This window comes from Lunatibacter salilacus (genome assembly GCF_009797935.1).
Taxonomy (GTDB): Bacteria; Bacteroidota; Bacteroidia; order Cytophagales; family Cyclobacteriaceae; genus Lunatibacter; species Lunatibacter salilacus.
Genome location: NZ_VOLC01000003.1, coordinates 109,245 through 121,796, shown reverse-complemented (window position 1 = coordinate 121,796; position 12,552 = coordinate 109,245). Strand labels below are relative to the sequence as shown.

11 protein-coding genes are annotated in these 12,552 nt (G+C 40.7%); 8 read left to right on the top strand and 3 right to left on the bottom strand.

Annotated features, from left to right (window positions below; all coding sequences use genetic code 11):
* Nucleotides 1-44: 44 nt before the first annotated feature.
* On the bottom strand, nucleotides 45-1,331 hold the full coding sequence (locus FQ608_RS05550) for a hypothetical protein (RefSeq protein ID WP_158856832.1): 1,287 nt from the start codon (nucleotides 1,329-1,331) through the stop codon (nucleotides 45-47).
* Nucleotides 1,332-1,347: 16 nt separating this feature from the next.
* Entirely contained in the window at nucleotides 1,348-2,715 is a 1,368-nt protein-coding gene (locus FQ608_RS05545; protein ID WP_158856831.1) for a DegT/DnrJ/EryC1/StrS family aminotransferase, read from the bottom strand.
* A gap of 145 nt (nucleotides 2,716-2,860) precedes the next feature.
* On the opposite strand from FQ608_RS05545, the gene FQ608_RS05540 reads away from it, so the two are divergent.
* On the top strand, nucleotides 2,861-3,157 hold the full coding sequence (locus tag FQ608_RS05540) for a hypothetical protein (RefSeq protein ID WP_158856830.1): 297 nt from the start codon (nucleotides 2,861-2,863) through the stop codon (nucleotides 3,155-3,157).
* Here FQ608_RS05540 and FQ608_RS05535 read toward each other — a convergent pair.
* The gene (locus FQ608_RS05535) at nucleotides 3,154-3,456 is read right to left on the bottom strand and encodes a hypothetical protein (RefSeq protein WP_158856829.1); all 303 of its coding nucleotides are present in this window, start codon (nucleotides 3,454-3,456) and stop codon (nucleotides 3,154-3,156) included. The two genes, FQ608_RS05540 and FQ608_RS05535, sit on opposite strands and share 4 nt — an antisense overlap.
* 256 nt (nucleotides 3,457-3,712) lie before the next feature.
* On the opposite strand from FQ608_RS05535, the gene FQ608_RS05530 reads away from it, so the two are divergent.
* The 7 genes from FQ608_RS05530 to FQ608_RS27740 all read left to right on the top strand — a co-directional run bounded on the left by FQ608_RS05530 (nucleotide 3,713) and on the right by FQ608_RS27740 (nucleotide 12,501).
* Nucleotides 3,713-5,611 carry a tetratricopeptide repeat-containing sensor histidine kinase gene (locus tag FQ608_RS05530; protein ID WP_158856828.1) on the top strand — a complete coding sequence of 633 codons (1,899 nt, stop codon included), beginning with the start codon at nucleotides 3,713-3,715 and terminating at the stop codon, nucleotides 5,609-5,611.
* A 1-nt stretch (nucleotide 5,612) separates the two neighbouring features.
* Nucleotides 5,613-6,452, top strand: coding sequence for a response regulator (locus tag FQ608_RS05525; RefSeq protein ID WP_158856827.1), 840 nt, complete (start codon nucleotides 5,613-5,615; stop codon nucleotides 6,450-6,452).
* A 1,091-nt stretch (nucleotides 6,453-7,543) separates the two neighbouring features.
* Nucleotides 7,544-9,409: a carbamoyltransferase family protein gene (locus tag FQ608_RS05520; protein WP_317168893.1), complete on the top strand. Its 1,866-nt coding sequence runs from the start codon at nucleotides 7,544-7,546 to the stop codon at nucleotides 9,407-9,409.
* 13 nt (nucleotides 9,410-9,422) lie between these two features.
* A complete protein-coding gene (locus FQ608_RS05515) occupies nucleotides 9,423-10,517 on the top strand; it encodes an SGNH/GDSL hydrolase family protein (RefSeq protein WP_158856826.1) in 1,095 nt (364 codons plus the stop codon).
* A 17-nt stretch (nucleotides 10,518-10,534) separates the two neighbouring features.
* Nucleotides 10,535-10,684, top strand: coding sequence for a DUF5989 family protein (locus tag FQ608_RS27425; protein ID WP_262885473.1), 150 nt, complete (start codon nucleotides 10,535-10,537; stop codon nucleotides 10,682-10,684).
* A 13-nt stretch (nucleotides 10,685-10,697) separates the two neighbouring features.
* Entirely contained in the window at nucleotides 10,698-11,057 is a 360-nt protein-coding gene (locus FQ608_RS05510) for a hypothetical protein (RefSeq protein ID WP_158856825.1), read from the top strand.
* A gap of 1,315 nt (nucleotides 11,058-12,372) precedes the next feature.
* Entirely contained in the window at nucleotides 12,373-12,501 is a 129-nt protein-coding gene (locus tag FQ608_RS27740; RefSeq protein ID WP_262885472.1) for a hypothetical protein, read from the top strand.
* The last annotated feature ends 51 nt before the right edge of the window (nucleotides 12,502-12,552 follow it).

Genomic DNA, 12,552 nt, shown 5'->3' with positions numbered 1-12,552 from the left:
TTTTTTGAATTGGTGGTTAAGTTACGCTTACGGTCTCATATGGTTTAATCCGCCGATATCTGAATCAAATCCTGGATTTCTCCGAATTCAGATTGCATCCGGGCCAATGCATACACTTTTCCCTGAAAATCAATGGCAATGGAATTCACATAGGTGGGAATACTCCCGTCGGGATAGAAAATGGGGCCATGGTCGGTAGAACTCCCACTTGGGATATGATACGTGATTAGGTGAAGGCTTTCCAGCCCTTTGGCTCCTCCCTTTGCTATTTGCTTTTCGCCTACGAGTCGCTTTCCTTCTTGATAAATTGGGCCACCCGTCAGGTAATAGATTGTCTCTCCATCCGGTCCAAGTTGGAATCCGAGGTAACCATACGAAAACTGGTCAAACATGCCGGACTTTCTGGAAGGCAGGGATGTCAGCCGCTCTACCAGCTCCAAACTCTGGTTTTGCGGGTCAAACTTAAATAGATACCCCGAATTGCCATGAACGCCATAGGCAACCCCCTCCTTCTCGTTCCATATAACTTTCCTCCAGTTGTAACCCATGCTTCCAGGTTGGGTAGGGTCGTATTGTCCAAAATAATCCAACCGCAGGTTAACGTCTTTTAATTTATAAAAAGACCCTTCCGGTTGCGGATCAAAGCAGTAAATATCTCCCTCAGAAGTTGAAAAGTAGAATTTTCCAGTAGAAGGATCATTTAACAGAGAGCGGCAAAGAACCCGATAATCATTGCCGACTTTTCCTGCCTCTCCTTTATGGGAAATAAGTCCCATATTTTGAACTTTTCCAGTATTCACATCCAAGTGTACCAAATAGCCGGAAGGCCATGAAATCGCCAAAATCTGCTTTCGAAGCACATCCATTGCCATACTCAAAACCCCTTCTCCATGTGGCATGATTCCCAAATCTTTTATTTTGCCATTTTGGATATCGTATGATAAAAAATGTCCACCGGGATAAAGTGCTAACCCATCCGGAGCATTTTCCGGCAAGCGTTCCATGCCATCGATCATTTCATAATATCCGACATGGGTAGCGAAATAAAGTTTCCCATCGGCTTCATAAAACTCCACATGACTCTTTCCCTGGGCGATCGCATTTAGGTCCTTTTCACCGCAGGCATCTGTAAGGTCAGCCAAGAGGGTAATCTCATCATTAGTTGGGTCAAAAACATAAAACTTACCACCCTCATCAGGTATCTCTGAGGAAAGGATATAATAAATTTTCCCATCACTACCCCTACTTAGGGCCAAATACGTGTCATGGGCATGGGGAAATCCTGAATAAAAAGCCTTGGCTTTCAATTGGGCGTTTGGTTGATTTTTCAATTGTTGATAAATTAAATTAAGCGGTTACCTCCAGAAGTTTTTCCGCATTATCGTGAATTTTCTGGATGGCGTTGGCGATGTCATCCATGTCTTTTTTACTACCAAGCAGCATATTCTGAGAAAGCCACACACCGGTCTCATTACACAAAAGATCTGTTTGGGGACATTGGTTCTTTGCGATAAATGCCTCAAAGTCCAAATCCTTCTTCTTGTACATCTTGCGGTAGTTTTTGGAATCAAAGGCATCCTTCAAATAGAGTTTATCATTTAGCGGAACATATCCACTTGAACAGGAAATACCCTCCGCCTGCAGTGCCTTCAAAAAGACAGCCCTAGGCAGCCCCTTAAACGCCTCACTATGGTACCGAAACGGAAAAAGGTGAAATGAGGCTTTAGTCACCCCCGGGTAGAGTACGTAGGGACTTATTCCTGGAATGGGTTCAATTTTACTTCTCAGATAAGCGGCATTTTCACTCCTCAAATCCGTCTCGGCATGGAGTCGAGTTAGCTGGGTAAGTCCAATGGCTGCTTGGTATTCCGACAGGCGTAACTTGGTACCCGCCAGAACAGCACTTACATTGGTTGCGCCAATATTGCCATAAGGGAAGCCGTAGGAATGATAAGAAAAACAGCGGTCCATAAACTCGTCATCATTGCTGACAATAGCTCCCCCCTCTCCCATCGGGAGATTTTTGGAATTCTGAAAACTGAAACAACCCGCATGGCCTATGGTTCCCGCTTTTTGATGATTGAATTCCGCCAACCAAGCCTGACAGGCATCTTCCACTACAATGAGGTTGTGCGTGTTGGCAATTTTCATGATTTTACCCATATCCGCAGGCAATCCCAAGATATGGACGGGCAGTATGGCCCTGGTACGTGACGTGATTTTGGCTTCTATTTTCGTGGCATCCAACTGGAAGGTATCCGGATCGGAATCCACAAATACGGGCATGGCACCTGTCTGTAAAATGGCAACAATGGTGGCAATAAAGGTATAGGAAGAAACAATCACCTCATCCCCTCCCCCGATTTTGGACTGTACCAACGCCGCTATAATGGCATTTGTCCCGTTGACCACCGTAAGACATCTTTTCACGCCCAGAGTTTCCGCCCATTTGGTTTCAAACTCCTCCACCACCTTATCCCTAGACCATACGCCGCTTCGCAACACCTTAAGAATCAACTCCTCGTCTTTTTCAGAATCCCAACGGGGCCATTTTGGCCAGGCAGCAGTGCGAATAGGTGTACCACCTAGAAGTGCTGGCGTTTCAATGTCACTGACAACATGCGAAAGGGTACCAAATGAAGTAAGTCCGGCAACGGCACCTGCGCCTAATACAGCGTTAGTTTTCAAAAATTTTCTGCGGTTAATGGGTTCCATAGCACTGCTTGATTTGATGTGTTGACACAAGGTAGGTATTTTATGAGATTATTGAAAAACCGAGGGTTGATTTATGAATTATGAGTTGATAGTTGATGGGTTGATTGGTTGATTGGACGATGGGTCGATGGGTTGATTATGAATTATGCAAATTCCAAGCCCCAACGGGTGGAAACCAGAAGCCTGGGGTATAGTGAAGAGGAGCCCCCAGGATTGGAACGCACATCTCGGTTATGTTTTGGCAGCGGTGAGGGATGAAAATGAAATATGGTGGAAATTAGGTAGAAATAAGGCCTACGGCAGAAATATTGGGGAATTGATATTTACTGATATTAGATATTGGTTGATGTTGACGAAAAAATTTTTCTGCCCTAAAAAACCTTCCACCTATCAACCCATCAACTATGACCAAATTTTGGCCTGTTACCTGAAACACATCTAGCCAACCTGTTTAATAAAGGCGATCAGATCAGACATTTCCTGTAGCGTTAGTTCACCAGCCAAAGGGGGCATTAGGGACAAGGACTTGATTTCCTTTCTGTTCAATTCTTTTTCTACCCCTGGAGAAATTTGTAGATTTATTGCCGAGGAAGTTTCGGAAAGGATCATCCCCTTCACATTAGTCAAATCCACATGTACCAAATTACTAACCGACTCAGCTGTAAACACGGCTTTCTTGCCAAAGGGCTCTGGAAAAAGACCTCCCGTGTAGGCGGTAATACCACTGAAACTTGTAGTCATACCAACCGGGGTAAATAATTGTCTACTTTCTTGCACCGATATGACATATGTGGGACAGATAGATCCAATTATCCAAACCGTATACCGGGTTATTGACGTTTACATGGGGATTCGAAAGGTTCCTACATGCCTGATGATTTTCGTCAATAAACGTTCGTAGGCTTCCGTATTAAATTTGGACAATATAGGTTTTTTTTATCTTTTATAAAATATAATTAAATTCGTATATGAAAAGCAAAAAATAAACTATAAGACGATGACCGATCGGCTTACATATTGCATTTACGGCCTTTTTTTCATAGTTGTAGGCTTGACTGCCAAATCCAAAGGGTTTGGTCAAAGCAGCGTTGACCGCCTAGCATCCGAAATAGAGGAACTTTTTGACAATAACGCCTTTGAGGCGGCGGTACCCCTGCTTTTGCAATCGCTTCAGATGGCCAAGGACTCTTCAGATCGTCGCAGAATCCTTGCAGACCTTGGTTATGCCCATAACCAGGCAAGTCAGTTTGAACAAAGCCTGACTTACTACTCGTATGCGGCAGACATTGCGCTTCAAATGCGGGATACCCTTCGTTCTGCCCGTTTCATCCGTAGTGTGGGGTATAATTACCAGCATTTGGGGTTGCATGCATTAGCGCTGGACAAATACTATGATGCACTACAATTGGTTAAGGGCAAATTAAAATATGCGAGTATAGAAGCTGAAATTTACAATTCAATGGGATTGCACTATCAGCAATTGAACAATTTGGATCAGGGGCTTAGGGTGTTAAAAGAAGCACAAACTATCTGGGTAGCATTAGGAGACTCTACCAGCCTCGGCAAAATACTGACAAATATCGCCGTCTGCTATGATAATTTAAAACTTTATGATTCTGCTCTATATTACAATAATATAGCCTTAAACATAAAAAAAAACAAAAATGAACCAGTTCAATTAGTAAGCACGCTGAATAATATAGCTGTCAATCTAATCAATTTGGGAAGGGAAGAGGAGGCCCTTCCTTATTTGGAAGAATCCTACCAGCTGCATCAGCTACTAAACGACAAAGAAGGCTTGGCCATCAGTTTCAAAAACCTGGCAGATTACGCGCTCAGAAAAAAACGGTATATCCAAAGTGAAGCCTATCTGGACTCGGCTTTTCACATACTCAGAGGAATAAATAGCAAAGATTATCTAGTTGAAGCATTAGAGTTGCGGATAAAGCTTTACGAACAAACTGCACAATTTGAAAAGGGTTTAAGCACTTACAAGGAATTTGACAACCTCAAAACAGAACTTTACCTGAAGGAAAAATTTAAAGTACAGGAATTAGGGAATATGTACCTACTCCGGGAAAAAGAGTTTGAAAACGAACAGGTAGTCACCCGTGCAAACCTTTTGGAAGTACAAAGTACTCAATTCAAAAACACCAGTATACTCCTTGGAATTATCGGACTTTTAGCTCTTGCATTTGCCATCGCCACAAGCCGAAACCTTCGGGTGCAAAAAAGGCAGTCGGAGTATATAAGGCATCAGAATACCATCATTAAAGGGCAGCAGGATGAGCTTCGGCACCGCACAAGTAACAGCCTGGCCCGCACCAATGGTATTTTAAATTCAATTGCAAGAAAAATTACCGATGAGGAGGTCAGAGCAAAACTTCTGCATGCTTCCCGAATTTTGGTAACCGCAGCTTCATTGGAACGTCATTTGATCGGGGTGGAAAATGAAAAGGAAGTGCAACTAGAGGAATTTATCGAGAGCCTGATCGACCATCAGCGACAGGCCCTCCAGCTGGAAATGAGACACATTCAGATTGAATTTAGCTGTGATCCCTTGCTTTTTCTACCTGTGGATCAGGTTATTTCCACGGCCATCATCCTAAACGAATGGATTACCAATAGCCTGAAATACGGCTTTGAAAGCCAAGATCAAGGGCTTATCAGCATCCGGATCTACCAAGAAACAGCCTCCCTTATTTTAGATTACATGGACAATGGTAAAGGTATTTCTGAAAAGTCCCATGCTGGAACCGGTACCAGGCTGAATGAATTGTTTCTTCGTGAGCTCAAGGGCTCCATTACTACCTCAAGCGAGGGCGGCACCAGGCATCAACTTCAGTTTCCCATGAAGGCTATAAAACGACACATAATTAATCCTAATCAACCCTAACATGAAAATATTAATCGTAGAAGATGACCCCTTTATCGGAGAAGACATTGCGGAAGAAATCCGGGAACACTTTAAATCCACTCTGCTCGAAATAATCGGCCCTGTAGACAGCTACATGGAAGCGATTGATTTGGTCAACGAAACCCATCCTGATATAGCGCTGTTGGACATCGCTCTTGGAGACGACCTAGATGCGGGAATCCGCCTGGGCCAATACCTCAATCAGGCTCATCCAATACCTACAATTTTTCTATCCGGGCTCCCTAAACATCTCGGCTTTAACATTGCCAAGTGGATGATGCCTTTTGATTTCATTCCAAAGCCAGTGGATATTAATAGGTTGTTTGAAAAAATAGAGTTGGCTTCTATCTTCAATTACCAACGCAATAAGGTGGAGAACATGCCTCCACTCAAAAACTCCATTCAGAACAAGAGCATTTTCATCACGACCTCCCATGGCGAAATAACGGCTATACCGATAAAAAGCCTAGTGCTACTAGAGGCAGATGACAAGCTTATGCGCGCATATACCGAAGATTCCGTGGCACCTATTCACTTCACTTCCCCGGGGCTGAAAAACTTCTACCACGACCACCTTTATCTATTGAAGGATTACCACCAATTGGGACGCAAGCATGTCTTCAGCTTAGAACATGTGATCCAGATCAAGGACAATCACGTGGTATTGCCGCGCAAAGTGGCTACAGCCAAAGATGATCCCTTTTTCAAGCTCCCCATCCCTAAAAATGGCGATGCCAAGCGTCTGCTTTTTGCCCGACTAGGGTATAAGCTACGGGGATTGCAAAACGGAAACGGCAAAGACAACGATACTGAAAAATAGGCCTTATTGCAAATCCAAACCGTATCGCTTATTTTATGTGTTGGATATACATTGGTATTAAAGACGATAATTTATTATTCTAAACACAATTCATTATCCCATAGAAATTATGGACTTAGGCAAAGTTGTTTATTGGCTGTTGGTTTCTATGGGAGTTTGTTTTCTGGTGGCTGCGGTTTTGCCGATACGCCATATTTCCAAGTATTCAAGGTAAAGCAATAGATCATTTTCTAACGATAGCTTCCTCTCACGCAAAGGGTGTTTTTTTCCATTTATCCAAAAGTACTCCATTCGAGAATTTGATGGTTCCAAATCTCCAAAGCAAGTATCTTTCAAATTAATTTTTGCCAAAAAATTTCGATTGCTTAAAAAACCTGCTTACTGTGGCATCTAGATTGACACTCAAGTAAGCAGGCAATCGGATGCTAACGTTGAATGAGGAAATGATGTCAAGATTGGAGCGATTTCTAGAGGGGAAATAGGATGTTGTCCACTGTTGGATGTAAAGAATGACATTATTGTTTTTATTTCTTGTAGACAAAACGGTAAGACAAAATATGTGTTTTTTTGGTATAAAAACCGTCTCATTGAGGCTGTTTTCTTATTATTCAACATAATCAGCTTGTTCTGTGGAACCCTCGTATTAAAGGTTTTCTCCTCTTTCTTAACGTTATCCCAAACCAATCGTTGGTGAAATGGTATTTTTACTGTATATTTAGATTGGGTTTTTTAGATTATAGACGTGAACATAAAATTCTTTAAATCATTTCTGGCAATCATCAAGCCGGACCATGCAACAAATCGGTTATTTCCGGGGGATCGGATGGCAGGCAAATGCACAAAAGTTTTTGGTGCGAAATGGATTACAGGAGTGCCAAAAAAAACTTGCCTTCTGCCGAAACCAGATGATTAAGTCGCAAGAAAAAAAGAATAGAAATACTTTCCACAAAGAATCAATTACTTAACTTCAATAATATCAACTAACTGGTCACAGGACAACTACATATTGCTAATTGGAAAATTAAAATTTTAAGTAACCCCAAGTTGAGTGTCATAATGAAAAAGAAATAGTAACATATTTAAGAGAAGAAATGATAAAAATATTAGGCCTTTCAGCGTTTTACCATGATTCAGCGGCTGCAATAATAATTGATGGTGAAATTGTTGCAGCTGCTCAGGAGGAAAGATTTACCAGGAACAAGCATACCCCTGACTTCCCTGTCAATGCAGTCAAATACTGCCTTGAACATTCAGGATGCAGTATTGATGAACTGGATGCAGTAGTGTTTTACGACAAGCCTCTTTTGAAATTTGAGAGGTTGCTCGAAACTTATTATGCCTTTGCTCCGAGAGGACTGCGACAGTTTATTGTATCAATCCCGGTGTGGCTCAAAGAAAAATTGTTTCTCAAAAAAATGTTGTATGATGGTCTAGATGAGATAGAGAAGTATGATAAAAAGAAGCTGAAGCTTTTGTTTCCCGAGCATCATTTGTCGCATGCGGCAAGTGCATTTTACCCATCACCTTTCAAAGAAGCGGCAATACTCACCATAGATGGTGTGGGTGAGTGGGCTACAGCTACCATTTCTCACGGTAAAGAAAATAAAATATCTTTGCTTAAGGAGATGCGGTTTCCACACTCTGTCGGACTGCTTTATTCTGCATTTACTTATTATCTTGGTTTCAGGGTGAATTCGGGAGAATACAAACTCATGGGATTGGCGCCCTACGGCAATCCACAGGCAGAGCAAACCAAAAATTTCATAAGACTGATTAAAGAGGAAATTGTTACTGTCAAAGATGATGGATCAATTTGGCTGAATCAAAAATACTTTAATTATGCCACAGGGCTGAAAATGGTTGACGAATCCAAGTGGAAAAAACTTTTCGGTTTTCCTGCTGTACAGCCTGACGGAAAGATAGAGCAGAAACATTGCAACCTTGCTTATGCCATCCAAAACGTTACTGAAGAAATTGTAATAAAAATGGCAAAGGAGGCCAAAAAAATAACCGGATCAGAATACTTGTGCATGTCGGGGGGGGTTGCTTTAAACTGTGTGGCAAACGGCAAACTTCTTAAAGAGAAAATCTTTAAAGACATTTATATTCAGCCTGCTTCGGGCGATGCCGGTGGCGCTTTGGGAGCGGCTCAGATTGCCCATTATATGTATTTCAACCAAAAACGTGAATCCCCGTTGATTGGTGATTCTATGAAAGGCTCCTATCTTGGTCCTGATTATTCGGATAAAGAAACTGTTATCTCCTTCAAAAAAAATAAAGCCGTTTATCATTACCTTGAGTCGTTTGAGGCATTATGTTCTGAAGTATCTGATTTGATGGATAAAGGTAATGTTGTCGGATGGTTTCAGGGCAGAATGGAGTTTGGGCCAAGGGCTCTAGGAAACAGAAGTATATTGGGTGATGCAAGGAACAGGGAAATGCAGAAGAAGTTAAATCTGAAAATAAAATACAGGGAAGGTTTCCGCCCTTTTGCACCATCAGTTCTGATTGAAAACTCAAACGAGTTTTTTGACTTAACGGTAGCATCTCCCTATATGTTGTTGATTGCTGATGTAAATCAAGAGCGACGAAATATATTGCCTGACGATTTTAACGAACTAGACCTCTGGGAAAGGCTTTACTATGAGAGAAGTGATGTTCAATCAATCACACATCTGGACTTTACGGCACGTGTCCAAACAGTACACAAGGAAACAAACCCCAGGTATTGGCAACTGATCAATACGTTCAAAGAGAAAACCGGTTACGGCATTGTTGTTAACACTAGCTTCAATGTCCGTGGCGAACCAATCGTTTGCACGCCTGAAGACGCTTATAAATGCTTTATGCGTACAGAAATGGACTACCTTGTGGTTAACAATTTTTTCTTGAGAAAGACAGAACAACCTGATTGGGAAAACAGAGAAAAATGGATGGTTAAATTTAAGCTGGATTAAATAAGTACTTGTTATGAAAAAGGTATTACTAGTATTAAGAAATATACTTTTAGTTTCATTGCCCACGCTATTAGTTTTATTTCTCATCCTGGAATTGTTTTTTAGATTCGTTATTCCTGCTTCAGATCAACCAGGTGGTTATTTTTACGATGATGAAAAAATGTATTCGTTTGAAAGTTCCAGGGAATCAGGATATGTTACTATTGGGAAGTTTGCTGAAATAAAGGCCAAATGGCGAATTAATAACATGAATTGGAATTATTCTATAGACTATTATCCCGTACAAGATAAAAAGTTGATATCAGTAATTGGTGATTCATATATCGAGGCTTTTATGGTTGATGTTGATAAAAAATATCCTTATCTGCTCCGAAATGAGCTTTACCCTGAATATGAAGTTTTTGCCTTTGGGAAAAGTGGTGCATCACTGTCACAATATTTACACCTTAGCAGATATGTTAATAAACATTTGAATCCGGACATCTTGATTTTCAATATGGTTCACAATGATTTTGAAGAAAGTATTTACGAGCTGCATCCCGACCGGCACTATTTTCTTCAATTATCTTACAACGAATCTGAAGATATTTTTTCAGAAACCACTCCAAAACCAAATTATTCTACCGCACAATTCACTTTATGGAAAAGAGTTTTATATAAAAGCGCATTTTTTAGATACTTATATGGGAATCTTAATGTTTCCAATCTCAGACAGCAAATTATTGCTGGCGGAAGAGATAATGAATTTGAAGGTAACATAAATCCGGTACAAGTGAAGGATAAACAGGATTTGATACAGAAATCAACCGATTATTTGGTTAAAACAATTATTGAAGAGAATTTTGAAAAAAGAGTTATTTTTGTCTTTGATGCACCTCGCTTTTCAATCTACAATAATACATTAGAAAATAGTAAACTATGGTGGATGCATGATATGATGAGAAAAATATGTCAGAAATATAATGCCGAGTATATTGATTTGACTGACCCTATGAAAGAAGACTTTGTTAAAAATGGCAGAAAATTCAATTCTGAACTGGACGCACATTGGGACGAGTACGGTCATGAGTTTGTTGCAAACATATTAATTGATTATTTATCAAAATAAAAACAAAAGAAGTATTTATGGAAATTTTAAAAGACTTATGGTTCTTTATGAAAGACCGAAAAAAATTCTGGTTAGCCCCTGTGATAATTGTGCTATTATTGCTAGGTATATTAATCGTGTTCGGTGGCGGCAGCGCCATTGCTCCATTCATTTACACACTTTTTTAAATTCGGGGGTTTTATGAAAAAAAACACATCAAAAACAACAATGTTGGTTATCTCTATGGGATTTTTAATCCTTTATCTGATATTTTCATGGCAATGGACTGTGATAGTATCACTGGTCGTAGGATTAATTGGTATAGTATCAAATTCATTCAGTAATAAAATAGAATGGGCTTGGATGAAACTTGCCCATATTCTCAGTTATATCATCCCGTCGGTATTGCTAGGCATTATTTTCTACCTAATTCTATTCCCGCTATCACTTCTTTCCAAAGTGTTCACAAAAGATCCCTTAATGCTCTCGAATAAATTCAGTTCTTATTTTGTAAATGTTGAAAAAGCATTTGATAAGAAAGATATGGAGAAGATTTGGTGAAAATGAATTGAGGTAGCCCCAACTATAGTATACTGACGGCTTGAATATCCTAGTCTGAATGCTATTTTGAATCGCTCTGTAAGGCCAGTACCCCGTTGGTTGCTGATTGCCTTCTTGTGGAAACCTGCCAACTGAAAAGCAGGTTTCTGCCTGGGTATCTGATGAGCGGTTTTGGTCTGAAGCAGTATTTTTTGGATTAGAAAATCCAATTTTAAGGGATCAATTGTTCAGCGGTTTGCTTTTCCAGCGATCGGGTCCTCCGTATGCCTGCACCATGTGCGCTCGGAATGTTGAGGACATTTTTTTATCGGGTACAGGAAGCCTCCTTTCGAGCCGGAAGGCTTCCCTTTGCCGGATACGGTCGGTCAACCGATGGAACGCTACAGTACAGGTGGGGATGTAGGCTTAGTTACCGCTCCCGGGTCCTGTCACCTGATCCAAAAACTCCATTTCGTAAAACATAAAAAAAAACCGGCAGCCGGAAAGTCGGAATCGTTACACTTTCACCGGCTGCCTAAAAATAGTATCGCCTTTCCTTACTTAAAAAGCCACTTAATAAAAATTTTTGGTTTTTTATTAATCCTAATTTAACAACAAGTTGCGATCTAGCATTCTCCATCTTCGTCAAACTGTTTTGTTTTTTCGTATACTTTCTATTCCAGTTCGTGGACGATCAGAAGTACCCATACTGATTCAAGGTTGGAGAGGTAAATTAGATATTCAAATTTAACACGCCCCCCTCTCCCCTATTGCTTTCCGAATCCCTTTTTCCGAACTCTAACGAAACTAAGCAAACCCTTTCTATATGAAAACAACAACATCATTTATACCACGCATCGGGCTTACTATACTCGCTCTTTTCGCTGTAAGCACAAGCCACGCGCAAACCACCATGTACGAATTTATGTAAGGCAAATGGTTGGACTTATAGATGACAACGCGACACATCATATAGGCGCTGCAGTGGCTTATATCCGGGCGAATGGCATAGAGCCTCCGGCGTTCAGGGGTTTGTAAAAACGCGTTTTTTCGATGATAAAAAAAGGATGTTAATATCTTTTATTTATTATCTTTGGAGGCAGGAATTATGAATAAAGACACATTGCCGACAGAAAAAAAGACCTCATGAATCGTATGGTTACTTTTAGCTTGCTTATTTTTTAGCTGCCAGAAGGCGGAGGAAAAAGAAGTAAGCCAAGCAGGTTCTTCACGTGTCCGCGACTATATCCGGCCTATCCACGGAGAGGACGCGAAAATAGTGTTAAGTTGTCGGTGATTTTATCAGAATTCCAAAGGGGTCATAAAATAAGGAAGGATGAAAGTTATTAAGCTAGTGAAAGATAAAATAATAGTTGGTTATACCGCCGAAGGTGAGCCTTTTACGGAAGAGTCATATAATAAGCGTCTAGAAGAAGTAGAGCGACAGATTCTGGTTGGAGAATAGATACCCCAAGAAAATATGGAAGAGGAATCGGGAAATTGGTGATCCTAAATC